The sequence below is a fragment of the Bradyrhizobium sp. STM 3566 genome, from assembly GCF_045571445.1.
GTDB lineage: Bacteria > Pseudomonadota > Alphaproteobacteria > Rhizobiales > Xanthobacteraceae > Bradyrhizobium > Bradyrhizobium vignae.
Map to the genome: position 1 here is coordinate 3766021 of NZ_CP120692.1, position 25843 is coordinate 3791863.

Annotated in this window: 21 protein-coding genes, 1 tRNA gene and 1 pseudogene; 16 read left to right on the forward strand and 7 right to left on the reverse strand. The window is 64.0% G+C overall.

All coding sequences use genetic code 11. The features are described 5' to 3' along the window. Nucleotides 1–196 precede the first annotated feature (196 nt). From P6U27_RS18080 to P6U27_RS18120, 9 genes are all read left to right on the forward strand, one after another. Nucleotides 197–286 (forward strand) — tRNA-Ser (locus P6U27_RS18080). A 243-nt stretch (nucleotides 287–529) separates the two neighbouring features. Continuing rightward, nucleotides 530–925, forward strand: coding sequence for a hypothetical protein (locus P6U27_RS18085; RefSeq protein WP_407194336.1), 396 nt, complete (start codon nucleotides 530–532; stop codon nucleotides 923–925). Between the two features lie 705 nt (nucleotides 926–1630). After that, a complete protein-coding gene (locus P6U27_RS18090) occupies nucleotides 1631–1927 on the forward strand; it encodes a hypothetical protein (RefSeq protein WP_129143480.1) in 297 nt (98 codons plus the stop codon). 104 nt (nucleotides 1928–2031) lie between these two features. Then, the gene (locus P6U27_RS18095; protein ID WP_407194337.1) at nucleotides 2032–4107 is read left to right on the forward strand and encodes a VTT domain-containing protein; all 2076 of its coding nucleotides are present in this window, start codon (nucleotides 2032–2034) and stop codon (nucleotides 4105–4107) included. Continuing rightward, on the forward strand, nucleotides 4008–4814 hold the full coding sequence (locus P6U27_RS18100) for an endonuclease/exonuclease/phosphatase family protein (RefSeq protein WP_407194338.1): 807 nt from the start codon (nucleotides 4008–4010) through the stop codon (nucleotides 4812–4814). The genes P6U27_RS18095 and P6U27_RS18100 overlap by 100 nt, the downstream gene beginning before the upstream one ends. Before the next feature lie 212 nt (nucleotides 4815–5026). Next, on the forward strand, nucleotides 5027–5218 hold the full coding sequence (locus tag P6U27_RS18105; protein WP_122403255.1) for a hypothetical protein: 192 nt from the start codon (nucleotides 5027–5029) through the stop codon (nucleotides 5216–5218). Between the two features lie 586 nt (nucleotides 5219–5804). Further along, nucleotides 5805–6125, forward strand: coding sequence for a DUF1476 domain-containing protein (locus tag P6U27_RS18110; protein ID WP_162500276.1), 321 nt, complete (start codon nucleotides 5805–5807; stop codon nucleotides 6123–6125). A 164-nt stretch (nucleotides 6126–6289) separates the two neighbouring features. Then, the gene (locus tag P6U27_RS18115; RefSeq protein ID WP_245163180.1) at nucleotides 6290–6526 is read left to right on the forward strand and encodes a hypothetical protein; all 237 of its coding nucleotides are present in this window, start codon (nucleotides 6290–6292) and stop codon (nucleotides 6524–6526) included. Nucleotides 6527–7272: 746 nt separating this feature from the next. Beyond that, a complete protein-coding gene (locus tag P6U27_RS18120; protein ID WP_122403258.1) occupies nucleotides 7273–8199 on the forward strand; it encodes a septal ring lytic transglycosylase RlpA family protein in 927 nt (308 codons plus the stop codon). Here the strand turns inward: P6U27_RS18120 and P6U27_RS18125 are convergent. Beyond that, entirely contained in the window at nucleotides 8193–9149 is a 957-nt protein-coding gene (locus P6U27_RS18125) for an alpha/beta fold hydrolase (protein WP_122403259.1), read from the reverse strand. The genes P6U27_RS18120 and P6U27_RS18125 overlap by 7 nt on opposite strands. A gap of 153 nt (nucleotides 9150–9302) precedes the next feature. Between P6U27_RS18125 and P6U27_RS18130 the strand changes: the two genes are divergently transcribed. The 6 genes from P6U27_RS18130 to P6U27_RS18155 all read left to right on the forward strand — a co-directional run bounded on the left by P6U27_RS18130 (nucleotide 9303) and on the right by P6U27_RS18155 (nucleotide 15982). After that, nucleotides 9303–10565, forward strand: coding sequence for a D-alanyl-D-alanine carboxypeptidase family protein (locus P6U27_RS18130; protein ID WP_407194339.1), 1263 nt, complete (start codon nucleotides 9303–9305; stop codon nucleotides 10563–10565). Nucleotides 10566–10567: 2 nt separating this feature from the next. Continuing rightward, entirely contained in the window at nucleotides 10568–11254 is a 687-nt protein-coding gene (gene tmk, locus P6U27_RS18135) for a dTMP kinase (RefSeq protein WP_407194340.1), read from the forward strand. Beyond that, nucleotides 11251–12297, forward strand: a complete 1047-nt coding sequence (locus P6U27_RS18140; RefSeq protein ID WP_122403262.1) for a DNA polymerase III subunit delta' — start codon at nucleotides 11251–11253, stop codon at nucleotides 12295–12297. Before tmk ends, P6U27_RS18140 begins: the two co-directional genes overlap by 4 nt. 110 nt (nucleotides 12298–12407) lie before the next feature. After that, nucleotides 12408–14381 (forward strand): methionine--tRNA ligase, encoded by a 1974-nt coding sequence (gene metG, locus P6U27_RS18145; protein ID WP_407194341.1) that lies wholly within the window; start codon nucleotides 12408–12410, stop codon nucleotides 14379–14381. Between the two features lie 13 nt (nucleotides 14382–14394). Then, a complete protein-coding gene (locus tag P6U27_RS18150) occupies nucleotides 14395–15171 on the forward strand; it encodes a TatD family hydrolase (RefSeq protein WP_122403264.1) in 777 nt (258 codons plus the stop codon). Nucleotides 15172–15184: 13 nt separating this feature from the next. After that, nucleotides 15185–15982 carry an MBL fold metallo-hydrolase gene (locus tag P6U27_RS18155; protein ID WP_122403265.1) on the forward strand — a complete coding sequence of 266 codons (798 nt, stop codon included), beginning with the start codon at nucleotides 15185–15187 and terminating at the stop codon, nucleotides 15980–15982. A 338-nt stretch (nucleotides 15983–16320) separates the two neighbouring features. On the opposite strand, the pseudogene P6U27_RS18160 reads toward P6U27_RS18155, so the two are convergent. The 3 genes and pseudogenes from P6U27_RS18160 to P6U27_RS18170 form a co-directional block, all read right to left on the reverse strand. Then, nucleotides 16321–17969, reverse strand: a pseudogene (locus tag P6U27_RS18160) (acyl-CoA synthetase). Nucleotides 17970–17991: 22 nt separating this feature from the next. Beyond that, nucleotides 17992–19881, reverse strand: coding sequence for a TRAP transporter large permease subunit (locus tag P6U27_RS18165; RefSeq protein ID WP_209295947.1), 1890 nt, complete (start codon nucleotides 19879–19881; stop codon nucleotides 17992–17994). A 15-nt stretch (nucleotides 19882–19896) separates the two neighbouring features. After that, a complete protein-coding gene (locus P6U27_RS18170; RefSeq protein WP_122403268.1) occupies nucleotides 19897–20928 on the reverse strand; it encodes a TRAP transporter substrate-binding protein in 1032 nt (343 codons plus the stop codon). Between the two features lie 452 nt (nucleotides 20929–21380). Between P6U27_RS18170 and P6U27_RS18175 the strand changes: the two genes are divergently transcribed. Further along, nucleotides 21381–22580: a Xaa-Pro peptidase family protein gene (locus P6U27_RS18175; RefSeq protein WP_122403269.1), complete on the forward strand. Its 1200-nt coding sequence runs from the start codon at nucleotides 21381–21383 to the stop codon at nucleotides 22578–22580. Nucleotides 22581–22700: 120 nt separating this feature from the next. On the opposite strand, the gene P6U27_RS18180 is transcribed toward P6U27_RS18175, so the two are convergent. From P6U27_RS18180 to fsrB, 3 genes are all read right to left on the reverse strand, one after another. Further along, a complete protein-coding gene (locus tag P6U27_RS18180; RefSeq protein ID WP_407194342.1) occupies nucleotides 22701–23294 on the reverse strand; it encodes a DUF4956 domain-containing protein in 594 nt (197 codons plus the stop codon). Nucleotides 23295–23623: 329 nt separating this feature from the next. Beyond that, entirely contained in the window at nucleotides 23624–24439 is an 816-nt protein-coding gene (locus tag P6U27_RS18185; protein ID WP_407194343.1) for a hypothetical protein, read from the reverse strand. 86 nt (nucleotides 24440–24525) lie between these two features. Beyond that, entirely contained in the window at nucleotides 24526–25818 is a 1293-nt protein-coding gene (gene fsrB, locus P6U27_RS18190; RefSeq protein ID WP_407194344.1) for a siderophore utilization protein FsrB, read from the reverse strand. Nucleotides 25819–25843: the final 25 nt, after the last annotated feature.

Consider the following 25843-nt stretch of genomic DNA (forward strand, 5'->3'; position numbering starts at 1 on the left):
GGGCATGGAGACCAATCCAACCCGGGCCTCGCAACCTGCGACGCCCTGGGAGATGTCGCCGGTATCGGGATTGCTAGGCGTGCAGCCTAAGGCAACAGGCTGACGCTTGCCTGACAAGGAGCTGGGAGGCTAGGGCGCCCAACTTCGCGTTGCCTTGCGCAGTCGACTGGGTTAAGCGACAGCCGTTCCAAGCTCAGGAAGGGTGGCCGAGTGGTTTAAGGCACCGGTCTTGAAAACCGGCGTGCCCGCAAGGGTACCGTGGGTTCGAATCCCACCCCTTCCGCCAAAAGATCAACAAAATCAATATATTATTATCTCTATTGGGCGCGGCTGTACACAAACAAGCGTGCAATCGACCGTGGCTTAGACCCAGACGTCTTCACCTCATTGGGCGTGGCGATCTTGCTGGCCCCGTCGCCGTTCGGCTGATCGCAGCCGCCTCAAACGGAGAGGCCCGCCAGCGTGAACCGAACCATTCACGGGGGGTTCATACCGGCTGAAGCACCCTGCGCCTTGTGGAGGTTGTCGGATGATTATTATCGGGCTCGTCGCAGCGCTACTCACGGGTCAGGCTTTGCCGGCGATGGAGACTCACCAGCCCATCCAGCGGGTCCAGTATGGCGTGCCCAGGCACCCTCCGCCGTGCGGCGACGGCTGGGACGTCAGCGCCCGTGACGGCATGTGCTATCCAAACGGATACCTTCCTCCTCAAGAACAGGCCGCGAGGCAGTACTATTATCGCGGGGGCGGCTACGGCCATGGCAGATATCCGGTGCCCTGCGGCCATGGCGCCGACGTCGATATCCGAGATGGACAATGCTATCCAAACGGAACGGTACCCCCGCAGTTTCAGCAGGGCCGAGGGTACTACGGCGGTGACTACTACGATCGCGGTCCCCGACGCCGATATTATCGCTATTATTGAGCCCGCCAGCGTGAACCGGCGGGCCGAGGAGACTTCAGGCTGGGCGGCCTTCCACCATCTGCTGGAGGTCCCGCAGGAGTGAAGCGACCACCGGCTTCGGGATCGCTCCCATCCACGCCGCCGAAAACCTCCCCGTCGATCTCCAGGCATCGCCACGTGGGCGCTTGTTGTGCCAGTGCGCCTTGATCTTAGATGCCCAGCTCATCAGTGATACCAGTGCTCCACCGGAATATCCGTGTACGGCGTAGAATGAGCGCGGCATCGACGTCCGCGGTGCGGGCCGCGGTCACCTTGCCCGCGGCCTCGCGGAATTTGTCTGCAGCCTCGCGCCAGGCCTTGTGGTCCGAAGCGCCGGCGCGCCTCGCCGTAACGACGAACGACAGCGGGGCAGGAACGCCCTCGAACGTGAGAGATTAGCCCGACAGGAAGTTTCACAGCGGGCCCGCATGTTCTTCTTTTTCTCGAACCGGCTGGGATGTCTCGGCTCGCTGCTGATCTCCGGCCTGGTCACTGTCGCACTTCTGTTCCTGTTCGGGATCATTCGATTCTAAGCGCCAGCGCGTGGTCCAAGTCGACGCTCCAACCAAGTCGATGCTCCAACCAAGCCGTTGCTCCAACGATGGAGAAACACATCCCGAAGCTTGCAGGAACCTGGCCTCGGCTCGCCTGTTGTTCGCACTCTCGACCCATTCATGGAGAGCGCTTGTGGAAAGTACGATCATCGGGGAATTCGATACGCGCCGCGGCGCCGAGCTCGCAGTTGAGCATGTCGTGCAGGAATGCGGCGTGCCGCGAAGCGATGTGTTCGTTCAAGCCGCCGGCGGCGCCAACACGGTGGGGACCCGTCCGGCAGGTAGCGACGTCAAGGCGTCGCCCGCGCCGGAGGGGCGGCAGAAGCTGGAAGGTCCGATCGAGGTCTCCGTGGATTTTCACGGCGATGCGCCCGAGAAGATCGCAGATGTCTTGAGGAGCGCGGGTGCAAAGAGCGTGCATACCAGGTAACGGCATTCGCACGCACTGAAGACGTGGAACCCCTTGAGCGTCCGGCGCGTTTGGACGAAAACGCGAATTGCGAGGTCCACCTGCTTCAGAGTTCATCGACCCTGATGCCCGGCGACACCGTCTGGCGGCGGTGTGAAGCGCAGCGTGTGGCGGTTCTGAATGATGCTGCCGTTTATTTCGCGGCCCTCCGGCGAGCGCTGCTGGAAGCGCAAGATCTCGTCTACATCATCGGATGGGATATCCATAGTGAAACCAGGCTGGTCGGCGCTTCCGGGCGCGCAGATGACGGCTTGCCGGAACAACTCGGCGCCTTCCTGCGCGCGCTCGTTCATCGCCGCCCGACCTTGCGGATCGACATCCTCGTCTGGGACTTCGTCTCGTTTTACGCCTCCGAAAGGGAATGGAACTCTGCAGCGAAATTTACCGCCGAAACATATGGCCGCGTCCGGTTTCATCTGGATGCCACGCTTCCGTTTGGATCGGCGCAACACCAGAAGATCGTCTGTATCGACGGTTCACTGGCGTTCGTCGGCGGGCTCGATCTGACGATCAGGCGCTGGGACACGAGCGAGCATCGCGCCGTTCACGAATTGCGCTGCGATCCCGAGGGTAAGCCATACCCGCCCTTTCATGATGTTCAATGCATGGTCGACGGGGAGGCTGCGGCCTCGCTCCTCGACATTGCGGAAGGGCGATGGCGTGCGGCAGGGGGAAAGGCCCACGACCGGCGCGCGCCGAGGAGCAGTCGCTGGCCGGCGAATGTACCGATCGAGGCCGAGCATATGCCGGTCGGCATCGCCAGGACCGAGGTCGTCTGTCCTGCAGGCTCGAGCATCAATGAGGTCGAACGCTCGTTGATTGCAGCGATCCGGTCCGCGAGGAGTTTCATTTACATCGAGAACCAGTTCACCAGCGCCATCAAGATCGCGCGTGAACTGGTGGAGCAGATGCTTCGCGTGCCTTCGCTTCGGGTACTGGTGGTCGCGCCCAAGCTGCACTCCTCATGGCTGGAATCCCAGGCCATGCAAAACGGCCGCGGAGCTTTCATCGATTGCTTCGGCACGGCGGGTATCGCGGATCGCATCCGCTTCGTCTACCCGGTCTCACGCAGCGGGGACACGGACGCTGCCGTGATGGTGCACAGCAAGCTCATCATCGTCGATAACACGATCTTGAGGATCGGCTCGGCCAACCTGAACAATCGGTCGATGGGGGCCGACAGCGAATGTGACCTGATTTTTGAAGCCGCAACCGAGGAGCATCGGGATTTCATCGCGTCGGTCCGCCGCCGCCTGATCGCCCACTTCTGTGGTCTCGACGAACAGATCATAGGGCAAAACGAGGATCGTCTTTTCGCTGTGCTGGACGACGTGGCGAGCGCCGATGGGGCGAAGACGCTGCGGGACGTGGAGTGCTCGGTCCTGACCAGTACGCTGGCCACAATGGTTCAGCCCGTGGCGGATCCTGAGCGGCCTCTTCATCTGGAACGGGCGGCATCGCGCATGTGGCGCACGAAGACCATAATCGGCATTGGGTCGATAGCGGTGGGGCTTTTCGGACTGGGAATGGCTTGGTCGTACACGTCATTGACTGATTTTGCCGACGCCGCGCATATCTCGGCTCTACTGTCTGCCTACTCGCAGTCCATCTGGGGTCCACTGTTCGCGATCACCGCGTTTGTCGTCGGCGGGCTGGTCGTGTTTCCGGTTCTCGTGCTCATTGCAGCTACTGCTGCCGCACTCGGGCCATGGCTGGGCTTCGTCACCGCAATGGCCGGCGTCTTGCTCAGCGCTTTCGTTCTTTTTGTGATCGGGCGGTCACTTGGCCGAGAACGCCTCCAGAAGTTGCTCGGCCGACGTGCGGGGCGCATCCAGGAACGTGTCGTGGGCGAGGGCATTCTGGCTGTCGTCGTGATCCGGATGATTCCCGTCGCACCATTCTCGTTGGTGAATGTCGTGGCCGGAGCGAGCACGCTGCCGCTGCGCGACTTCCTGGTTGGAACTCTGCTGGGCATGATGCCCGGAATTCTCGCCATGGCCGTTCTGGGCGCTCAGATCGCGGATCTGGCCAGGAATGCCTCTTGGAGCAACATTTTGCTGCTGGCCCTGGCATTTCTGGGCTGGCTCGGGATCTGCGCGGGCGCACAATTCGTCGCGACGTGGCTCGCCGGGAGGCGCTGATGGCGCCGATGCGCTTCATGACCTGGAATGTGCACGGCACGTTCAATCTCAATCCGACATTCGATCTGGAGGGGGTTTGCTGCATCATTCGCAAGTGGTCGCCGGATGTCGTCGCGCTTCAGGAGGTGGATTCGCGATCGCGGTCCGACGATCCGTTCGCGAAGCTGGCGAGTGTCGTCGGCGATCACCGCGTTCACGCCAAGTCGATCGTCACTCGGGATGGCGAGTACGGTCAGATGCTCCTGAGCCGGTTTCCGTTCTCCAGCGTGCCCGAGATCGTCGACGTATCGTATCGGGAGCGGGAACCACGCAGAGCGATTGCCACGGGACTGCTGACACCTTTTGGCGATGTGCGCGTGGTGGCCACTCATCTCGGCCTCAGTGTCCACGAACGCTATGCACAGGCGCGGGCTCTGGCGAGCCTGGTGAAACCTGGAAGGACCGTCGTCCTCGGCGACTTCAACGACTGGTTCTGGGTGAAGTCGGTGCGGCGCGTGCTCGCGCAGGTCTGTCCAAACCGTACGCGGCTTCGAACGTTCCCGGCGCGTCTGCCCCTTCTACGGCTCGACAGGATCTATGCAACGCCCGACAGCCGGTTTGGGAACGTTTGGACCGACCGAGAGGCAAGGGCTTATTCCGACCATTTGCCTGTGCTTGCAGACATCGAGATGGAGATGTCGTCGGCTGACGGAAGAGGACCTTCGTGAGACCGATCGGCTGTCCTGGTGATTTTCCGAAGACGGCAGTACGGATTGCTTGGCCCGACGGCTCAACCGCCATTTGCGCGGATGCAAAAGGTGTTGTCGCAGCAGGACTTAGCTACTGTGCATGGGGTTGTTTTGCGAGTTATTGCGTCTGCGCTCAAGGGACCCTCAGCTCGCCAAGCGGAACTTTTTCCTTGCCGCTACGTTGATTTGGCATGACTGAAGACCTTTCCTTCCGACGCAAACCCCTGACCCCCGAACAGCGCCACGCGCGCGATGCGGCACGCCGGATCGAGGCGGAGAAGGCCATGCGCGATTATGAAGCGGCGCAGAAGGCGTTTTACGCCAACAAGGAACGGCTGAAGGCCGAGCGGCTGGCGCGTGAAGCAGCGGCAGCGAAAGGCTGAGCGAACGCGCACGCCGCCCGATCTCTGAATCGCTTCACCCGACTGGGTTCCGGCGGCCAGTGCCGCTTGGACGTGCCCATTGAACGTGCCCCTTGGACGTGCCCCTTGGACGTGCCCCTTGGACGTGCCCCTTGGACGTGCTCCTTGGCCTCAGGCCAGCTTGAGCGCCTGGACGGCTTCTGCAAACGCCCCGCGGGGTGATTGTGCCTCGATTGCTTCGGCCGCGACAATCGTCGGCGACCTTCGGCAGCCCGCTTCGTGCGCGATCCAGGGTGGAGAGGGCGGCCTGCTCCAGGCAGACCCGTTCAAGCCGTCGAAACTCCCGCAGCTCTCTGTTCATGCGTCAGCTCTCGATGTCTCCGCGCAATGCGGCGCTGAATCTGCTTAACGAGTTGTAAGCATTCCGAGCCTTGAGCGAATTGACTGGCGCGGGGCTTCCCGTGCACCCGGCCTGGGGCGCATCGCCAGGCTTGACGGCGTTCGGCTTCCGGGAGGAAGCTTCAACGATCCTAAACTGACGTGAACCGCGGAGACGTTCGCTCCCAGCAGGTCCGATCCTCATCAGCGAAATCAGATGGAGCTGACCATGACCACGTTCGACAAGCGCGAGCAGGGCTTTGAGGCTAAATTCGCCCGCGACGAGGAATTCATGTTCAAGGCGACCGCGCGGTCCAACAAGCTGCTCGGGCTGTGGGCCGCAGGCCAGCTCGGGCTCAGCGGCGATGCTGCGGCACGCTACGCAACCGCGCTGGTGACGGATCATCTGGAGAGCCGGACGATCGACGATGTCGTCGGCAAGGTGTCGGGTGATCTCGCAGACAAAGGCGTTGCGCGTGAGCAGGTCGCTCAGAAGCTTCAGGAGTGTCTGCACCAGGCGCTGGCGCAGCTCGAAGCGGACAAGCAGTGAGAGATGGCCGGCGGAAGACGCGATGCGGTTGCCGCCTTCCATAGGCGGTGCTGTTTCGTGCTACCGTCGCGATCGGCGGTCGTGCGATGGCGACGAACCGGAGGTGGGGCGTGTCTGGAAGCTGTTTTGGCAAGTGGTCCGGTGCGGTCACATGCGCGGGCATCATGCTGGTTGGTGCAGGCGGCGCCGAGGTCTCGGCGACGCCGCTGACGCCGTTTCGCTACGAGGCTCAGGCGCAGCGTCATTGCCCGCACGACAGGGTGGTCTGGCTCGATTTCAGGAAGGGCATCTACTACCGCAAGGGTCAGAAGCGCTACGGCCAGGGCTTCGACGGCAGCTTCGTTTGCCTGCGCGAGGCTGGCGACAGCTTCTATCGCCGTTCGCTGTTGGGCCTGCGCTGAGCGGCGCGTCCCCGGAGCTCGCAGTCAACTGACGAAGCTGTGTGCTGTGTCGCGATGGCTTGGCTGGAGATCAGAGAGGTGACTCAGGCAAACGCAAGAGCGACGAGACTCGAGCACAGCAGCACCAAGCCGCCGGCGGTCAAGGCCAGGAAGCCATTGGATACGAGGTCATGGTTGCGCATGGGACACCTGCCGCTCCCGTCTTCGATGCGCGATCGGATCGGTCAAACTCGTCCGAACGCGCCGCCTTGAAAGAGGTGATGCTTGCCGCCCGCGCGAGTGCCTTCAGGCCCTCGTGCGGTAACCTTCAAACGCATGGGCCAGGAAGATCCCCGCGCTTACCAGACCCATCAGTGCCGAAACAGTCTCGATCATCGTCAAATTCCAAAACCCGCCCTTGCATCCGAGAGAACGCGTGCAGCCTTGCACAGTCAAAAGAATTTCGGTGAGCGGCGTGACAATGGGGGTGGAGTGAGGATTTGGCGCAACAGAATGTCCAGGAGTGGCACTCCAGGAGTGGCACAGAGAAGGGCCCCTCGGCTCCGTAGACCGACGGGAAGAAGCGAACGTGGCGTTTACCATCCTGACGTGATCGCTGTGGGCTCCCCATTTCCGCCGTGTTCGGGTTGCGTTATCCTTACCACTTCGGACGCGGTGGTGGGCCGTTTCGGAAACAGAGGGCCGGACAGCGCTCCCCGTGGCCAAGCGGGTTGGGCACGCCTCCGGCGAAGTGGTATTTGGGGCGCATGGGGATCCAACGGTCAGATTCGGTTTTGCGAGCCGCGCGCGGTGTTGCGGCGGTCGCAACTTGCGTTGTGCTGGCCAATTGCGCCTCCTCGAACAAGTTCGCCAGCCGCGTCGATCCGAAATACGGCGTGTCGTCGAGCCCCCGGGTGGTGGCCTGGGGCGATCCGGTCCCGAAGGGCGGCGGCACCTACCGCGTCGGCAAACCTTATGTGGTGGCGGGTAAGACCTACGTGCCCGAGGAGGACGTCAACTACCGCGCCGAGGGCTTGGCGTCCTGGTACGGCGATGATTTCCATGGCCGCCTGACCGCCAATGGCGAAGTGTTCGACATGGCCTCGCTGACCGCGGCGCATCCGACCCTGCCGATGCCGTCCTACGCGCGGGTGACCAACATCTCGAACGGCAAGTCGCTGATCGTCCGCGTCAATGACCGCGGGCCGTATCACGGCAACCGCCTCATCGATGTCTCGAACAAGGCCGCCGAACTCCTTGAATTCAAAGGCAATGGCGTTGCGAGGGTCCGGGTCGAATATGTCGGCCGGGCGCCGCTTGAAGGCTCCGACGACCGCCAGCTGATGGCCACCTTGCGCACCGGCGTTCCGGCACCGTCGCCGTCGATGGTGCGGGTCGCGTCTGCCAAGCCGTTCGTACCGGAGCTGCCGTCCTCGACCCGCGGTGCCATTCGCGGCGAGGTCCCGCTGCCGGAGGGGCGGCCCTACAATCTCGGCAACAGCTCGGCCGACATGGCCTCGCTCAACGCGACGTCGGAAATGTCGGCATCGAGCCGCAGCCGGGGCCGGGCGCTCCAGAACGCCCGCGCGGTGTCCTATGACGAGGACGGCCGCTATGCGACCGAGAGCGCTCTCTCGTCAGCCGATGGCGCCGCCGAGGCCCGCAGCATCCTGAGCGGCCGCGGGCTCTACTGAGCCGCGCTCGCCGTCAGGAATTTCACCAGCGCCGCGTTCACCTCGTCGGGCCGCTCCTGCTGCACCCAATGGCCGGCGCCATCGAGGATCAGCTTGCCCTTGAGATTGGGCAGCACGCGTTCGAGCTCGTTGACGCGCTTGGCGCCGATCAGGCCAGTGATTACGGCGTCTTTTGAGCCGGCGATGAAGAGGGACGGCTGGTGGATCTGCGCGTCCTGCCAGGGCGCGGTCAGTTCCCAATTGCGGTCGATGTTGCGGTACCAGTTCAGCCCGCCGCGGAAGCCGGACTTGCGGAAGCTTTCGGTGAAGTAGGCCAGATCAGCCTCGCTCAGCCAGCCGGGCAGCGGCTCCTCGGCGCCCGCATGGCCGAGGAAGCCCTTGCCCTCCTGCACGAACATGGCCGCGGTGGGATCGGCGAGGCCCCGTCCGCCGAGGACGATGCGCATGGTGCGGGCGACGTCACGCTCGAGCTCGGCCTCGGCGATGCCGGGCGCCTGGAAATACTGCCAGTAGAAGTTGGTGACGCCGCCCTGGCGCAACAATTCGAGCGGTTTGGCGCGACCGCGAAAGGGCGGCGGAACACTCAGGCCCGCGACGGCGGTGAAGATGTCGGGACGGAACAGCGCCGCATGCCAGGCGACCGGAGCGCCCCAGTCGTGGCCGACCACCATCGCCTTGGTCTCGCCCAGCGCCTGGACGAGGCCGACGACGTCGCCGACCGTGTCGAAGATCGAGTAGGCGTTCACATCAGGCGGCGCTGCGCTCTGGCCGTAGCCACGCATGTCGGGGGCGACGACGTGAAACCCGGCCCCGGCGAGCGCGGGGATCTGGTGGCGCCAGGAGTAGGACAGTTCCGGCCAGCCATGGCACAGCACCACCAGCGGACCTTGGCCGGCTTCGCGAACGAACAGCTCGACCCCATTGGCCTTGATCATCCGAGTTGAGGACATTCGCTTTTCCGCCTTGTTTCAGGGGTTTGGTCGAGAAACATGAGATGCCACGATAGGGGCGCGACGAGAATCGTGCAATCTCAGGGACAGCGTCCAACCGCGTGTTGTTCGCATCTGTTCCAGCTGTTAGAACGCCTCTCTCAGGGCTTCGCCATGGCATTTCGTCTCCCTTCGCTTCGTCGCAACTGGCCCACCGCCAGCATGCTGGCGCGCGGGCTGATCGCGACGGTTTTGGTGGCGAGCATCGGCTGGGGCGGGGCTCTCTATGCCGCCAATCAGAGTGTTCAAGGCGCCAAGAAAGCGGAAGATGCCGGCTTCGATGGCGATGCCCCGACCTCGATCCTGATCGAAGCCTCCTCAGGCAGCGTACTGTTCGAGAAGAACGCCGACGAGCTGCGCGCGCCCTCGAGCATGATGAAGTTGATGACGGCAGAGGTCGTCTTCAATGCCATCAAGAAGGGGGACATCAAGCTGACCGACGAGTACCGGATCAGCGAGAATGCCTGGCGCAGGGGCGGGGCGCCCTCGGGCGGCTCCACCATGTTCGCCGCCATCAACAGCAAGGTCTCCGTCGACGATCTCCTTCACGGCGCGATCATCCAGAGCGGCAATGATGCCTGCATTGCGCTTGCCGAAGCCATGGCGGGCAATGAGCGCATCTTTGCCGCCGATTTCATGACCAAGCGTGCGCGCGAACTCGGCCTTACCAGATCGACCTTCGCCAATTCCAACGGCTTGCCCGACCCGGGCAACAAGATGACGGTGCGCGAGCTCGGCATCCTCGCCCGGCATATCATTCTGGACTACCCCGAGTTCTACAAACTGTTCGGCGAGAAGGAGTTCACCTGGAACAAGATCCGCCAGCCCAACCGCAATCCGCTGCTCAATTCGATGGAAGGCGCCGACGGTCTCAAGACCGGCTACACCAAGGAAGGCGGCTATGGCATGGTGGGCTCGGCCGTGCAGAACGGCACGCGATTGATCGTGGTCGTCAACGGTCTCGAGGATGCCGATGACCGCGCCTCCGAAGCCAAGAAGATGCTTGAATGGGGTTTTCGCAATTTCGAGACCCGCACGCTGATCGCGGCCGAGCAGCCTGTCGGCTACGCCAAGGTGTTCGGCGGCGAGAGCCGCTCGGTCAAGCTCGTGGCGAAGACGCCGGTGAAGGTGATGGTGCACAAGAACGGCAGCGACAAGCTGATTGCGCGCATCGTCTATAGCGGCCCGGTGCGCGCGCCGGTCGAGGCCGGCCAGCAGGTCGGCGTGGTCAAGGTTTGGCGCAGCGGCAACATTGCGGTCGAGACGCCTGTCTATGCGGCCGAATCTGTCGGAACCGGCTCGACCATGCGTCGCGCGATCGATGGCGCCAGCGAGCTCGTGATCGGCATGTTCCGCGCGGGCGCCGAGAAGCTCTGATCATGAGTGAGAGCGCGGCACAGCGGCCGTCCGGACGCGGACGCTTCATCACCTTTGAAGGCGGCGAGGGCACGGGCAAGTCGACCCAGATCAAGAAGCTCGCTGACCGCCTCAAGGCGGCGAAGCTGCGCGTCCGGGTCACGCGTGAGCCGGGCGGCTCGCCGGGCGCCGAGATCATGCGTCATCTGGTGCTGTCGGGCATGGGCAAGCTGCTCGGCCCCGAGGCGGAGACGCTGCTGTTTGCCGCCGCGCGCGATGACCATGTCCGCACCGTGATCCAGCCTGCGCTGAATCAGGGCACCTGGGTGCTCTGCGACCGCTTCGCCGACTCGACACGGGCCTATCAGGGCAGCCTTGGCCGCGTACCCGAGGGCCTGATCAACGCCATGCAAAGGGTCACCATCGGCGATCTCAAGCCCGATCTCACCATCATCCTCGACTTGCCGGTCGAGATTGGCCTGCAACGCGCCGCCGCGCGCCGCGGCAGCGGCACGCCTGACAGGTTCGAGTCCGAGAAGCTCAGCTTCCACCAGGACCTGCGCGAGGCCTATCGCAAGATCGCGGCGGAGGATCCCGCGCGCTGCGTGCTGATCGATGCCAATTCCGACCCCGAAACGGTCGCCGGGCGCGTCTGGACCGCGCTGCGCGAGCGTCTGCTCCCCACGCCTGCGTCAGTGATTTCCGCATGAGCCCGCGTCAGGCGGAGCGCGAAACCGCCATTCCGCATCCGCGCGAGACATCGCGGCTGTTCGGCCATCGCGAGGCCGAGGCCGCGCTGCTTGCGGCCTATCGCAGCGGACGCATTCCGCATGCCTGGCTGATCGGCGGACCGCAAGGGATCGGCAAGGCGACGCTGGCCTATCGCATGGCGCGCTTCGTGCTCGCCCATTCTCAGCCGCTGGCCCCCGCCGTGCAACGCGCCGAAGACCTCGCCATCGATCCCGATGACGCCGTGGCGCGGCAGGTGGCGGCCGGCTCGCATGGCGGGCTGCTGACGCTGGAGCGTACCGCCAACGATCGCGGCGTGATGCGCACCGTGATCACCGTGGACGAGACGCGGGAGACGATCGCGTTCTTTGGCTCGACCGCGGCGGCCGAAGGCTGGCGCGTCTGCATCGTCGACACGGTCGACGAGCTCAATCCAAACGCGGCGAACGCGCTCCTGAAAATTCTCGAAGAGCCGCCGCAGCAATCGCTGTTCCTTTTGGTGAGCCACGCGCCCGCGCGGGTGCTTGCCACGATCCAGTCGCGCTGCCGCAAGCTGCGCCTGCGGCCGCTCGCCACAGATGATGTGATCGGGGCGGCAGCTTCGGCGGCCGAGCTCGATCCGAACGATCCGGCGCTGCGCGAGGCGGCCGATGCTTCCGAGGGAAGCGTCGCGCGGGCGCTGACGCTGCTCGGTGGCGACGCGCTGAAGCTTCAGCAGCGCACGGCGGCGCTGCTTGCGCGCCTGCCGCAGGTCGATCCGCGCGAATTGCACACGCTGGGCGATTCGCTCGGCACCAGCGACCGCGTCGCGCTTGCCGCCTTCATCGATGGCATCGACCGCTGGATCGCGGAGCGCCTGCATGCGGATGAGGCCAATGCCAACCAGAACCTGCCGCGCCTTGCGCGCCTAGCTGAGGTATGGGAAAAGATCGTCCGCGCCGCGCGCGACACCGAAACCTACAATCTGGAACGAAAGCCCTTGGTTTTCTCGGTGTTCGGCTGGCTGGCGGACGCAACGCGCTAGAGCATGATCCGGAAAAGTGTGTAGCAAATTTCCGAAAGGATCATGCTCAAGACAATGACCGAACGCAGGTTCGTTTCCAAATTTCGGACAAGCCGATAAAGGAATTCGTGGTGGCAACGCGAGCTAAGAAGACCGCTAAAGGTAAGAGCAGCAAGACGAGGGTTGCTAAGAAGGCCGTTGAGAAAGCCGCCAGGAAAGCAGTGAAGGCGCGCGCGACCAAAGCCGTCAAGAAGACCAAGAAGTCTGCCGCCAAGAAGGGCGCGACGAAGCGGGCTGCGAAGGCCGTAAAGAAGGTTGCCAAGAAGGGCGCGAAGAAGCCGGTCGTCGCCACGAAGGCTTCGAAAAAATCCTCTGCCAAAAAACCGAAGGCGGCGGCGAAGAGGGTTGCGAAAAAGCCGGCTGCGCCTGCCGTGACCGCCGCACCGGCTCCTGTCATCACGCCGGCGAAGGCTGTGAAGCCCAAAGTATCGCAAGCCAAGACCCCGCGTGCGCCGAACCCCGCCGCGGCTCCGCAGGCCGCCGCGCCCACGGTCGCGCCCGCACGCGACAACGTGTTCTACATCACGACGGCGATCGCCTATCCCAACGGCAGCCCGCATATCGGTCACGCCTATGAAGCGATCGCGACCGACGTGCTGGCGCGCTTTGCGCGGCTCGACGGCAAGGACGTGTTCTTCCTGACCGGCACCGACGAGCACGGTCAGAAGATGGTTCAGACGGCGGCCAGTGAAGGCATGTCCGCTGCCGCGCTCGCGACCCGCAATGCGGGCCGCTTCAAGGAGATGGACGAGCGGCTGAACGTGTCGTTCGACCGCTTCATCCGCACCACCGAGGAGCAGCATCACCGCTCCAGCCAGGAGATCTGGCGGCGCATGGAAGCGAACGGCGACATCTATGCCGATACCTATTCGGGCTGGTACTCGGTCCGTGACGAGGCCTATTACGCCGAGGACGAGACGCGCGTGAACGAGGACGGCGTGCGCCTCGGGCCGCAGGGCACGCCGGTGGAATGGGTCGAGGAGAAGAGCTATTTCTTCCGCCTCTCGGCGTATCAGGACAAGCTGCTCAAGCTCTATGCGGATCACCCTGATTTCATCGGGCCGGAATCCCGCAAGAACGAGGTGGTGAGCTTCGTCAAGGGCGGCCTGCGCGATCTCTCGATCTCGCGCACCACCTTCGATTGGGGCGTGAAAGTGCCCGGCGACCAGGAGCACGTGATGTATGTCTGGGTCGACGCACTGACCAACTACATCACCGGCGTCGGCTTCCCCGATGAGAGCGACAAGAACTGGCGCTACTGGCCAGCCGACGTGCACATCATCGGCAAGGACATCATCCGCTTCCATGCGGTGTATTGGCCGGCCTTCCTGCTGTCCGCCGGGATCCCGCTGCCGAAACGGGTCTATGCCCACGGCTTCCTGTTCAACAGGGGCGAGAAGATGTCGAAGTCGGTCGGCAATGTCGTCGATCCCTTCAACCTCGCCGACCAGTATGGCGTCGATCAGATGCGCTATTTCTTCCTGCGCGAGGTACCGTTCGGCCAGGACGGCAATTATAACCACGAGGCCATCGTGGCGCGTATCAATGCCGATCTCGCCAACGATCTCGGCAACCTCGCGCAGCGCTCGCTGTCGATGATCGCAAAGCAGTTCGGCGGCGTGCTGCCGGAGCCCGGCGAGTTCAGCGACAACGACAAGGCGATCCTTGCGATGGCCGACGGCATGATCGCAGCGTCACGTGAGGCCATGGCGACACAGCAGATTCATCAATGGCTCAACGCCGTCTGGGCCGTGGTCGCGGAGGCCAACCGCTATTTTGCGGGCGAGGCGCCGTGGGCGCTCGCCAAGACCGATCCTGCCCGGCAGAAGACGGTGCTCTACATTACCGCCGAAGTCGTGCGCCAGATCGCGATTCTGGCCCAGCCCGCGATGCCGACCGCCTCCGCATTGCTGCTCGACAGCCTGGGCATCCCTGAAGGCGAGCGCAGCTTCGCAATGCTCGGCGGAAGCAAGCGTATCGCGCCGGGTTCGACGCTGCCGGCGCCGAAGCCCGCGTTCCCGCGCTACGTCGAGCCGGCAGCCTGAAGGCGTTCGCGTGATGCTGATCGACAGTCACTGTCATCTGGATTTTCCCGACTTTGCTGAAGATCTCGACGGGATCGTGTCGCGGGCGCGCGGGGCCGGCGTCGCGCGCATGGTCACGATCTCGACGCGGGTGCGGCGGCTGAAGGACCTGCTCGCGATCGCCGAACGCTATGACGACGTCTATTGCTCGGTCGGTACCCATCCGCACAATGCGGACGAGGAGGACGGCATCGCGCCGGACGAGCTTGTTGCGTTGACGGAGCACCCCAAGGTCGTCGCGCTCGGTGAGGCCGGGCTCGACTATTTCTACGACAACGGCTCGCCGGAGGCGCAGGCGAGGGGTTTTCGTGCCCACATCGCCGCTGCCCGCACGACCGGCCTGCCGCTGGTGATCCACACCCGCGAGGCCGACGAGGACTGCGCGCGCATTCTGGAAGACGAGGCGGCCAAGGGATCGTTTCGCGCCGTGCTGCATTGTTACACGGGCGGGCGCGAGCTGGCGCTGAAAGCAGTGTCGCTCGGGCTCTATATCGGTTTCACGGGAATCCTGACCTTCAAGAAGTCGGAAGCCTTGCGCGCGCTCGCGGCCGAACTGCCATCCGATCGTATCCTGGTTGAAACGGACTCGCCCTATCTTGCACCGGGCAAGTTCCGGGGCAAACGCAACGAACCCGCTTATGTGGTCGAGGTCGCAAAAGTGCTCGCCGAGACGCGCGGCGTCTCGCTTGACGAGATCTCGCGGCAAACGAGCGAAAACTTCTTCCGCCTGTTCTCGAAGGTGAAAGCTTGAGAGTGGGAGCCACATGACGCTGACGCTGACGATCCTAGGCTGCGGCTCCTCCGCCGGCGTGCCGCGCCCGGCGCTCGGCTGGGGCGCCTGTGATCCCAACAATCCCAAGAACCGCCGCCGCCGCTGCTCGCTGCTGGTCGAACGCACGTCCGAGCACGGCACGACACGCATCGTGATCGACACCTCGCCGGACTTACGCGAGCAATTGCTCTCGACCAATGTCGACCATATCGACGCGGTGTTTCTGACGCATGAGCACGCCGATCAGACTCACGGCATGGACGACCTGCGCTCGGTCGTCATGCACATGCGCCGGCGCATCCCGACCTATTTCAACCAGTCCACCGCCAAGGACATCATGGCGCGGTTCTCCTATTGCTTCATCTCGCCGGAAGGCAGCGACTATCCGCCGATCCTGACCCGGCATTCGATCGAGGCGGGCGAGAGCCAGACCATCCTGGGGAAGGGCGGCGCGGTGACGATGACGGCCTTCCTGGTGCAGCACGGCGCCATTCCCGCGCTCGGCTACCGCATCGGGGATGCCGCCTATACACCGGATCTCAACGACATTCCGCGCGAGAGCTGGGACGCGCTGGAAAATCTCGACCTCTGGATCGTCGACGGGCTGCGCTACACCGGCCATGTCAGCCATTTCAGCATCAACGACGCGCTGTCCTGGATCGAGCGCTTCAAGCCGAAGCGCGCGGTCATCACGAATATGACCGCCGACGTCGACTACGAAGTCATCAGGCAGTCGCTGCCCGCAGGCGTGGTGCCGGCCTACGATGGGCTGCGGCTGGAGACGCGCTGAACCTGCGATGGAAATTCCGGCATCCGCCGGCATACTCCTTGCCTGCGTCGGCCCCATCATGTTGATCTAACGTCTGAAAGACAGGCGCTGGGCTTGGTCTGCTGCTGGAACGTCTGCATGGGCGGACCAAGCAGATCGCGGAGATCGTGGCGCTCGGTATTGCCACGGCCTTCATTCTCTATTTCACCCGCTATGCCGTGCAGATGACCTACGATTCCTGACGCTTCAACGATGTGGCGCAGGGCGTCGTCGCGCTTCCGCTCTGGATTCCGCAGCTCGGTTTTGCCGGCGGCCTTGCGATACTGCCGCTGTGCGTGCGAGCGGAAGTCAGACGGCTCTCAGGCCGAGATCGCCTTCACCGAGCCGACTCGCTACGCAGCAGGAATTTCTGGATCTTGCCCGTGGACGTCTTCGGGATCGGCCCGAACACGACCGCCTTCGGCGTCTTGAAGCCGCTCATCTGCGAACGGCAGAAGGCGATGATCTCGGCCTCGGTTGCGCTGGCGCCGTCCTTCAGCTCGACGAAGGCGCAAGGCACCTCGCCCCATTTCGGATCGGGCTTGGCGACGACAGCGGCGAATAGCACGGCCGGGTGCTTGTAGAGGATGTCCTCGACCTCGACGGAGGAGATGTTCTCGCCGCCGGAAATGATGATGTCCTTGGAGCGGTCCTTGATGATGACGTAGCCGTGCTCGTCGAGCACGCCGAGATCGCCGGTGTGAAACCAGCCGCCCTCGAAGGCTTCCTTGGTCGCCTTCTCGTTCTTGAGATAGCCCTTCATCACGATGTTGCCGCGGAACATGACCTCGCCGATGGTCTCGCCGTCGCGCGGCACCTCCTGCATCGTCTGCGGATCGATGACGGTGACGGCTTCCTCGAGCGGGTAGGGCACGCCCTGCCGGCGCTTCAAGCGCGCGCGCTCTGCGGGCGGAAGCTCGTCCCAGCCTGGCTGCTCGGCGCAGACGGAGGCGGGGCCATAGACCTCGGTCAGGCCGTAGACATGCGTCAGCTTGATGCCGATGCTTTCGGCGCCTTCGAGCACGGCGACCGGCGGCGCGGCACCTGCGATCAGGCCGACGACGCGGCGGGCTGCATTGCCTTTGGGCGCGTCAGGTGCGTTGATCAGCGTGTTGTAGACGATCGGCGCGCCGCACATGTGGGTGACGCCGTGCTGCCTGATTAGCTCGAAGATCTTGGTCGGTTCGACCTTGCGCAGGCAGACATTGATGCCGGCAGCGGCCGCAATGGTCCAGGGGAAGCACCAGCCGTTGCAGTGGAACATCGGCAGCGTCCAGAGATAGACCGGATGCTGGCCGAGGTTGCCGGCGAGGATATTGCTGACCGCATTCAAGTAGGCACCGCGATGATGGGTGACGACGCCCTTGGGATTTCCCGTCGTGCCCGAGGTGTAGCTCAGCGCGATCGCGTCCCATTCGTCGTGCGGTAGAACGGCGTTGAAGCCGGGATCGCCTTGCGCGACAGCCGCCTCATATTCGATTTCGCCGATGCGCTTGCCGCCCTTGAAGGCGGCATCATCGACATCGATCACGAATGGCTTGGGCCCGGTCATCTGCGCGAGCGCATCGGTGATGACGCCCGAAAATTCGGGATCGACCAGGATGATCTTCGCCCCGCCATGATCGAGCTGAAATGCGATCGAGGGCGCATCGAGGCGGATGTTGAGGGCGTTGAGCACGGCGCCCGCCATGGGCACGGCAAAATGCGCCTCGTTCATCGCCGGAATGTTCGGCAGCATCGCCGCCACGGTGTCGCCGACGCCGATGCCCTTGCCCGCCAGATAAGAGGCAAAGCGTCGGCAGCGCTCGTGAGTCTCTGCCCAGGCGAAGCTGCGGCCCTCATAGACGGTGCTGACGTGATCGGGATAGACCGCGGCACTGCGCGCGAGGAAGCTCAGAGGGCTCAAGGGCACGTAGTTGGCGGGAGTCTTGTCGAGGCCGATATTGTATGGGTTCTGCCGCTCACTCATCGACACCCTCCTCAAATGCGTCTCAAAGGAATCCGATCGATATCCAGGGGAAGATCGCGACCACGATCAATCCCACCAGCAGCGCCAGCAGATAGCCCCAGATCGGCCCGATGCCTTCGGCCGGATCGACGCGTCCGATGGCGCAGGCGGCATAATAGCCGACGCCGAAGGGCGGGGCGAATAGCCCGATACCCATGGCGAGGATGATCACCATGGCGTAGTGCACCTCGTGCACGCCGACGGCGCGTGCGATCGGGAACAGCAACGGGCCGAACAGCACGATCGCCGGTATGCCCTCCAGCACGCTGCCGAGGATGGTGAAGGCCAGGATCGACACGGCGATGAAGGTCGCGGCCCCGCCCGGCAATCCCGTCATGGCGGCGGCCAGCGAACGCGAGAAGCCGGATTGAGTCAGGCCCCAGGCCATGCCGGTCGCCGTGCCGATGATCAGGAGGATCGCACCCGACAGCGCCGCCGTCTCGACCAGCATCGGAAACAGCCGCCGCCAGTCGAAGCGACGGTAGACGAGGAGGCCGACGAGAGCGCCATAGACGATGCCGATGGTGGAGACCTCGGTCGCCGTCGCGATGCCCTCGACCACGGCGTAACGGATCACGAAGGGCAGCGCGAGCGCGGGCAGGGCGATGATGAAGGTCCTGCCGATCTCGGAAGCAGTGGCACGGCGGACATGGCTCATGTCCTCGCGGCGGTAGCGCCACCACACCAGCATGCACAGCGTGATCGCGAGCACGACACCGGGCAGCAGGCCGCCTGTGAACAGCGCTGCGATCGAGACGCCGGTGACGGAGCCGATCGTGATCAGCACGAGGCTCGGCGGGATGGTCTCGGTCTGGGCTCCCGTCGCCGCCAGCAGCGCGACGAGATCGCCGGGCTTGGCGCCGCGCTCTTTCATCTCGGGAAACAGCACGGGCGCAACTGCGGCCATGTCGGCGGCCTTGGCGCCGGAAATGCCGGAGACCAGGTACATCGCGCCGACCAGCACGTAATGCAGGCCACCGCGGACATGCCCGAGCAGGCTCGCCAGGAACGCCACCATCGCCCGCGCCATGCCGGTCATCTCGATCAGGAGCCCGAGGAACACGAACAGCGGCACCGAGAGCAGGATCAGGTGGCTCATGCCCTCATCCATGCGCCCGACCAGCACCATGACGGGCGTGCGCGTGGTCAGCGCCAGATAGCCGAAGATCGCCAGCCCAAACCCGAACGCAATGGGAACACCGGCAAAGACGCAGAAGCCGGCGACGCCGACGAAGAAGATGACGAGGTTGAGATTGCCGAGCGGCCGCAGGAGCGGCTCCGCCAGCCAGAACAGGCCGATCACGACCGCAACCGACAGCACGGCGGCTGCGACCATTCGGTAGTCGGCCGCGCGCAGCAGCCGGAGCACGGCAAAAGCCGCCATCAGGCCGATGCCGGCCGGCAGCGCGGCCGCGCGCCACATGTTGGAAATCTGCAGCGCCGGTGTGGTGATGTAGCTCTCTTCGTAGGCATAGTCGCAGGACGGCCAGACGATCAGTGCGAGGAACGCCAGCGCGGCCGAGATCGCGATCAGATCGAGATAGGCCCGCATCGCGGGTCTGGCGCTCGCGACGACCGCGGTCATGCGCATGTGCTCGGAGCGGCGGAATGCGACCGCCGCGCCCAGCATCGCGAGCCACAGGAAGAGAATCGAAGCGAGCTCGTCCGACCAGATCAGCGGCCGGTGCAGACCGTAGCGCGCGACCACGCCGGCAAACAGGATCAGGATCTCGGCGACGACCAGGATCGCCGCCGGGATTTCGACGAGGAGGCCGAGCGCGCGTTCAAGTGACGCCAGCAACGAACGTCGGCGAGGGGACTGAACAGCCGCCTCGCCCGTCACTTCGATCACCTCGATCTCGACATGAGCCATGACGGCCCCAAGACGTTACGACAGCTTGCCGACGGCCTTTTCAAGGAGGTCCCAGGCCTGATCGCCATACTTACCCTTCCACTCGGCATAGAAGCCGGCGGTGCGCAGCTTGTCGCGGAACGGCCCGACCGCGGGCTGGTTGAAGGTCAGGCCCTTGCCCGCGAGCTCCTGCTGCAGGTTGGCGTTGAGCTTGGCAGTGTCCTCACGCTCCTTGACCGCGGCGGCGTTGATGTTCTTGGCGACGATGGTGCGCACGTCCTGGGGCAGCTTTTCCCAGGCTCTGCGGTTGGCCAGGAACCAGAAGCCGTCCCACATATGGTTGGTCAGCGAGCAGTACTTCTGCACCTCGTAGAGCTTCGCGGTCGAGATGATCGCCAGCGGGTTCTCCTGGCCCTCGACGATCTTGGTCTGCAGCGCGGAATAGACCTCGCTGAAATTGATCGAGGCGGGCGCTGCGTCGAACGCCTTGAACATCGAGGTCCACAGCGGCGACACCGGCACGCGGATCTTGAAGCCCTTGAGGTCATCAGGGCCGGTGATCGGCTTGGTCGAGGACGTGGTCTGGCGGAAGCCATTGTCCCAGATCTTGTCCATGACCTCGAGGCCGGCCTTCTTGATCTCGCCGCGGACATGGCCGCCGAGGTCGCCGTCCATGGCCTTCCAGACCGTGTCGTAGTCCGGGAACGCGAAGCCGATGCCGTTGATGGACGCCGCCGGCACCAGGGTGGACAGGATCAGGCCTGACAGCGTGAAGAACTCGACCCCGCCGGAGCGGATCTGGCTCAGCATGTCGGTGTCGGACCCGAGTTGGTTGTTCGGGAAGATCTGGAGGTCGAACTTGCCGTTCGTCTCGCTCTTGATCGCCGCCGCCATCTCCTTGGCGCGCACGTTCAGCGGATGGGTGTCAGGCAGGTTATTGGCGTATTTGTAGGTGAACTCGGCGCTCTGGGCGCGGGCCACATGGGGCGCACCGAGGCCGCCCAGGACCGCGGTCGCGGCGGAGGCCTTGAGAAGCGTGCGTCGGGAAAAGCGCGTTGAAAGGACCATGGGTCTGCTTCCTCGGAAGGTTTGTTGTTGTTCTGAGATGCAAACCTATACGGACGGTCGGCCTTAAGGTCATCTGCGATCTCGCGGAAGCCTCGCTTATTGCAGCCGGGCAAGGTCACGGCAATATCGGCTTTTGGAGAGATGGGGCTGGATGCAGAATCTGCAAAACAACCCCATGCACAGTAGCCGGCAAGAGCTGAGACGGCGGTCGGAAGGCGGACCGAACACAGCGCTCAGGCCGAGATACAGTAGCAGGAGTTTCGTCTAAACAATTGATCTAATTGGAAATAAAGATATTCCATAATATACCTTATGCGAATTTTGGATATGGCGCGCAGACGGGACCCTCCTTGCCCTGGCTGGGAGCCAACCGATCATCCGACCGTTATTCGAATGGCTGCGAACAGGAATGTGCCGGCAGACCGAACCGCAGCGGCCCTTGGAGGATCGTCATGCAAGAGACCGTTGCCCGCGCTGCTGCCTCGCGTGCCATTCCATTCGATGCCGCCAAGCTCGACCGTCTCATGGAGGCGGCCGGACTTGATATCCTGATCGCGACCTCCAAGCACAACGTGCAGTACCTGCTGGGCGCCGAGCGTGCGATCTTCTTCGACTATATGGATGCCCTGGGAGTTAGCCGTTATCTGCCGGTGCTGGTCTATCCCAAGGGTGCGCCCGAGAAATCCGTCTATGTCGGCCACCGGCTGGAAAGCCATCAGCGCGCCGTCGCGCCGCTCTGGGTGCCGCAGGTCCGAACCGAATCCAACGGTTCGGTGGACGCCATCATGCGGGCTGCAGAACTGATCCGGCAGGCGGGCGTGTCGTTGCGGCGGGTCGGGGTCGAGATGCCATTCCTGCCGATGGATGCAGGGAAGGCGCTGGCCGACGTCCTGCCCGGCGCCGAGCTCAAGGACGCGGTGCTGGTGCTGGAGCGGCTGCGAGCGGTCAAGTCGGTGGAGGAATTGGCGAAGCTCAAGACGGCGTCAGAGCTTGTCGTCGCATCAATGCTGGCCGTGATCGCCGGGCACGGTCGGGGCACGACCAAGCGGCAACTGTCGGATGCATTGCGCCTCGCCGAGGTCAATCGCGGCCTCACCTTCGAATACTGCCTGCTCGCGTGCGGCAGCAGCCACAACCGAGCGCCATCATCGCAGCGCTGGGAGCAAGGTGAGGCGCTGTCGCTGGACTCCGGCGGCAATTATCAGGGTTATATCGGCGACCTCGCCCGGATGGCCGTGCTGGGCGAGCCTGACGCCGAGCTCAAGGATTACCTGGCCGAGATCGAGGCCGTCCAGCGCGCCGCCTTTGCCACCATCCGTCCGGGCGCCTTCGGAGGCGACATCTATGTCGCCGCCGAACGGCAGCTTGCGCAGATCACCCAGCGTGACTGCACCGAGTTCCTGGCCCACGGCATGGGCCTCGTCAGCCACGAGGCCCCTCGCCTGACCGCCAAGGGTCCGGTGCCCTACGACGACACCGACGCCCGCCTGCCGCTCGAGCCCGGCATGGTCGTTTCGATCGAGACCACGATGAAGCATCCGAAGCGCGGCTTCATCAAGCTCGAGGACACAGTCGCCGTGACGTCGGACGGGTACGAGATCTTTGGCGAAGGCGGCCGTGGGTGGAATCGCGGCGGTAGCGGGCTCGCGTAGCCGTACCGGTCGAACTGTTCTGGCGGCCGATCCAGGCCTGCCGCTTGGCGCGACGCGAGGTCCCTCACAGCCCGGATGGGCCGCGTCGTCTGGATCGACTTGCCGACGTTTCCGCAAGTATCAATCCCCATCCCCTTCCGGGCCTTTGCCACGCTGCAGGCGAACGACGTTGACCTCCGACGTTCCTGGTACGACGCGAACGGCCGCGGCGATGGTCGGGATGTCTTGTCCGGCGCCGGCGACAATCTCAAACGCGTAGGTCGTGCCGCGCTCAGCTGTGTGCCGCAAAGACACGGAATTGACGCGTTCGGCAACGCGGCTCAGGGCGGTTTCGTACTGCGCGAATGCATCTTCGGCGCCCGTCGCCCTGACGCGCAGCGAGGGCGCGCGGGGCGTGCCGAATTTTATGCGCTCCAAAACGATCAGGAGGATCAGCACGAATGCGCATCCGCCGGCGGTCAGAACGAACTGGCCGCCTCCGATGCCAACGCCCGTCACGATCGATATGAAGACGAAGGTGAACTCTCGCGTGTCGCGGACGATCGTTCGAAACCGGATGAGGCCCAGAAGGCCGATCAACGCGAAGGCGAACCCCTCGCCCATGGCCCGGTTGGCGTTGTCGAACGCCGTGGCCGAGCGGATCGTGTGCATCACCAACGCTGTCAGCGGCACAATGACGACGCAGGCGTGAACGAACGAGGCCGAGAGCAACATCCCGTGGTAGCCGCGCGCGTAAGCAAAGCCGATCAGCAGACCAAGCGCGATCGACAGGACCGTGGCGCCGAGAACGTACTCGATCTGTGGTGTCATCGCCGCTTATGCTCCCAATCGACGGCATCGATTCCAATATGGGGATGATTGTTCTTCAGAAATACTCGCGATAAAGTGGCACGGCGAAAAACCCTTTATAGGGCGCGCAGGAGCCTGAGTCGATGCCATGCCCGCTGATCTGGCGGCACCGTGCTTTGGTAATCGTTCGAGCGTGATTTCGTCGTGAAATTGATTCTCACGTGGCCGACACCACACGTCGGGCCGGCCAGGCTCTAGCGCAGCGGCAGCAGATCCAGCTGGCTCTGCGCCTTCTTGACGGCGGCCGCGAACCAGCTCTGGCTCGGCGCTTCCTTGGCAAAGCACTTGGTGTAGGCGTCCATCGCCTGGTCTTCGCGGGCCATAGCGTCCTGCGGGGTCTTCTTGGCCATCATCTGCTTCCAGATCTTCTCGCAGGGCGGGATCTCGGCGGTCTTCACGGCATCGGTTGCGGCAAGGTAGAAGACCTTGTCGCCCTGGACCGCAACCACGCCAATCTCGCTGGGCGGCCCCTTGAGGCTGCCATTGCCACGCACGCCGAGCACCGCGACCGCGGCGCTCGCGCCGCTAGGCTTGGTGATGGGCAGGTCAGCATATTTCGCGAAGGCGGCGTCCTGAATGGCGTAATAGTAGAACCGGTCCGACCTGAGCGCCGCGCTGATCTCCTGTGGCATGCCGTCCTCGCGGTGCTCGGAAAGCCAGTGCTCGAGCAGCCCGGTCGTGGTCACCACCGCTTGCAGCTTGTCGCCTTCGGTGGCGAAACTGAGGCCGTCGAGATGACCGAAGCCGATGTCTCCCTTGAACAGCGTGTCGACATTCGACTTGCCGCCGACCGGAAGCCCCTTGATCGTGACCGGGCCCACCAGTGCGCGCAGCGCAGCGGCGAGCTCTCTGAGCGCCGCGTCATGCTGCTTCGAGGTGTCCTCGCTCTCCTTGGCCTTCGAGAATTTGACGATGTAGCGATCGCGCAGGTCGAGATAGTGCTGCTCGGGTGTAGCCGCATGTGCGCAGGACCCGAAGACGAGCAGGCAGAGCAAGGCAAGCGATCTCATCGCAATTCCGGAAGACTGTGGACGATCTTCAGTCTTTGTGCCGGTGCCGGCTATGAAGGTTCATCCTTTGACGGAATGCGCGTGCCCTACTCTGCCGGCGTGAGTTGCTGCCGCGTCAGGCGCATCGCGGCGGTCTCGCGCACGCGAACACGGGCGCGGCGCTTGCGCCACCAGATCACGACGCCAGTCACCGAGAGCGCCGCCACCACGAGGCCCATGACCGAGATCAGGATGCGGCCGAACAGTCCGACGATACGGCCCGAATGCAGCGGAAACTGCGCCTGTACGAAGATGTCGGCGGCGGTGCCGACCCAGGGCAGCCGCTCGCCAATGGGGCGGCCGTCCTCGCTGTCGTAATAGAGCTGCGCCGGGCCGACACCGCCGGCGCCGTGGTCGTCGCCGGGGTGGAAGAAGGCGGCGGCATAGACGCCATGGGCGGGGCCGTAATTGATCGAACCGACCGGGGTGGTCCACCCCCGCGCCTTGCCGTCGGCAGCGGCGCGTGCGGCGATGTCGGCGAAGGTGACCTTGGGCTCGATCGGATCGTCGAGATCGCGATACGGCCGCTGCTCATAGGGCGTCGGCGTGTAATTCGACACCATCTTCATCAGCGGTGAGAACACCTCGAAATAGAGGTTCAGCGAGAACGCCGTGAAGGCGATGATGAACAGAACGCCCCAGGTCCAGAGGCTGAAGGCGCGGTGGATGTCGAAATTGATCCGGTACGCACTGCCCGAGGTCTTGATGGTCCAAGCCGGAGCCCAACGCGCCCAGAAGCCGCGCTCGAGCTGGCGTGCGACTTCAGGCGCCCGCGCGGCCTTGGCGCGCGGGCGCGAGGGCAGCGTCAGGTAGAAGCCGACGAAGCAATCGATGGTCCAGATGATGGCGATCACGCCCAGCACGCGCATGCCCCAGCGGTCGCTGCCCCAGAACTCCGGGATGTGCATCGTGTAGTGCAGCTTGTAAAGAAACGAGACGAAGTTCTCGCGCGTGACGGGCCACACTGCGCCCCAATAGCGCCGGCCAAGCTCAGCACCGGTGTTGGGATCGAGGAAGACCTGATTGTAGTCGAGCGGGTAACGCTTGCCGGTTGCGGGATCGATACGCGGCATGACGAAGAACCACAGCGAGTGGCCCTGCTCCGGCGTCATGAAGAGATAAACGACGCGCGCACGGGGATCGCGCTGTTCGATCATCTTGGCGAGCTCGATCGAGGGAATCGCCGGGCCTTTGCTGCCGACGTCGAACAGATGGCTGTTCAGGACGTCGTCGATCTCGTGATCCCAGGAGATGATCGCGCCCGTGATGCCGGAGAAGAACAGGAATCCGGCCGTGAGCAGTCCCGCCCAGCGATGCAGCCTGCCGAATATCGCTCTCATCGTCTTCCACTCTCATCCAGCAGGT

What these genes read in the sequence shown, in the direction of transcription:
- P6U27_RS18180 (WP_407194342.1), bottom strand. Translation starts at nt 23,294, where the DNA reads ATGTTGCTCTCGGCCTCGTTCGTTCACGCCTGCGTCGTCATTGTGCCG.
- P6U27_RS18120 (WP_122403258.1), top strand. Translation starts at nt 7,273, where the DNA reads ATGGGGATCCAACGGTCAGATTCGGTTTTGCGAGCCGCGCGCGGTGTT.
- P6U27_RS18130 (WP_407194339.1), top strand. Translation starts at nt 9,303, where the DNA reads ATGGCATTTCGTCTCCCTTCGCTTCGTCGCAACTGGCCCACCGCCAGC.
- P6U27_RS18110 (WP_162500276.1), top strand. Translation starts at nt 5,805, where the DNA reads ATGACCACGTTCGACAAGCGCGAGCAGGGCTTTGAGGCTAAATTCGCC.
- P6U27_RS18155 (WP_122403265.1), top strand. Translation starts at nt 15,185, where the DNA reads ATGACGCTGACGCTGACGATCCTAGGCTGCGGCTCCTCCGCCGGCGTG.
- P6U27_RS18170 (WP_122403268.1), bottom strand. Translation starts at nt 20,928, where the DNA reads ATGGTCCTTTCAACGCGCTTTTCCCGACGCACGCTTCTCAAGGCCTCC.
- P6U27_RS18115 (WP_245163180.1), top strand. Translation starts at nt 6,290, where the DNA reads ATGCTGGTTGGTGCAGGCGGCGCCGAGGTCTCGGCGACGCCGCTGACG.
- P6U27_RS18185 (WP_407194343.1), bottom strand. Translation starts at nt 24,439, where the DNA reads ATGAGATCGCTTGCCTTGCTCTGCCTGCTCGTCTTCGGGTCCTGCGCA.
- tmk (WP_407194340.1), top strand. Translation starts at nt 10,568, where the DNA reads ATGAGTGAGAGCGCGGCACAGCGGCCGTCCGGACGCGGACGCTTCATC.
- P6U27_RS18175 (WP_122403269.1), top strand. Translation starts at nt 21,381, where the DNA reads ATGCAAGAGACCGTTGCCCGCGCTGCTGCCTCGCGTGCCATTCCATTC.
- P6U27_RS18105 (WP_122403255.1), top strand. Translation starts at nt 5,027, where the DNA reads ATGACTGAAGACCTTTCCTTCCGACGCAAACCCCTGACCCCCGAACAG.
- P6U27_RS18140 (WP_122403262.1), top strand. Translation starts at nt 11,251, where the DNA reads ATGAGCCCGCGTCAGGCGGAGCGCGAAACCGCCATTCCGCATCCGCGC.
- P6U27_RS18085 (WP_407194336.1), top strand. Translation starts at nt 530, where the DNA reads ATGATTATTATCGGGCTCGTCGCAGCGCTACTCACGGGTCAGGCTTTG.
- P6U27_RS18095 (WP_407194337.1), top strand. Translation starts at nt 2,032, where the DNA reads ATGCCCGGCGACACCGTCTGGCGGCGGTGTGAAGCGCAGCGTGTGGCG.
- P6U27_RS18150 (WP_122403264.1), top strand. Translation starts at nt 14,395, where the DNA reads ATGCTGATCGACAGTCACTGTCATCTGGATTTTCCCGACTTTGCTGAA.
- P6U27_RS18125 (WP_122403259.1), bottom strand. Translation starts at nt 9,149, where the DNA reads ATGTCCTCAACTCGGATGATCAAGGCCAATGGGGTCGAGCTGTTCGTT.
- fsrB (WP_407194344.1), bottom strand. Translation starts at nt 25,818, where the DNA reads ATGAGAGCGATATTCGGCAGGCTGCATCGCTGGGCGGGACTGCTCACG.
- P6U27_RS18165 (WP_209295947.1), bottom strand. Translation starts at nt 19,881, where the DNA reads ATGGCTCATGTCGAGATCGAGGTGATCGAAGTGACGGGCGAGGCGGCT.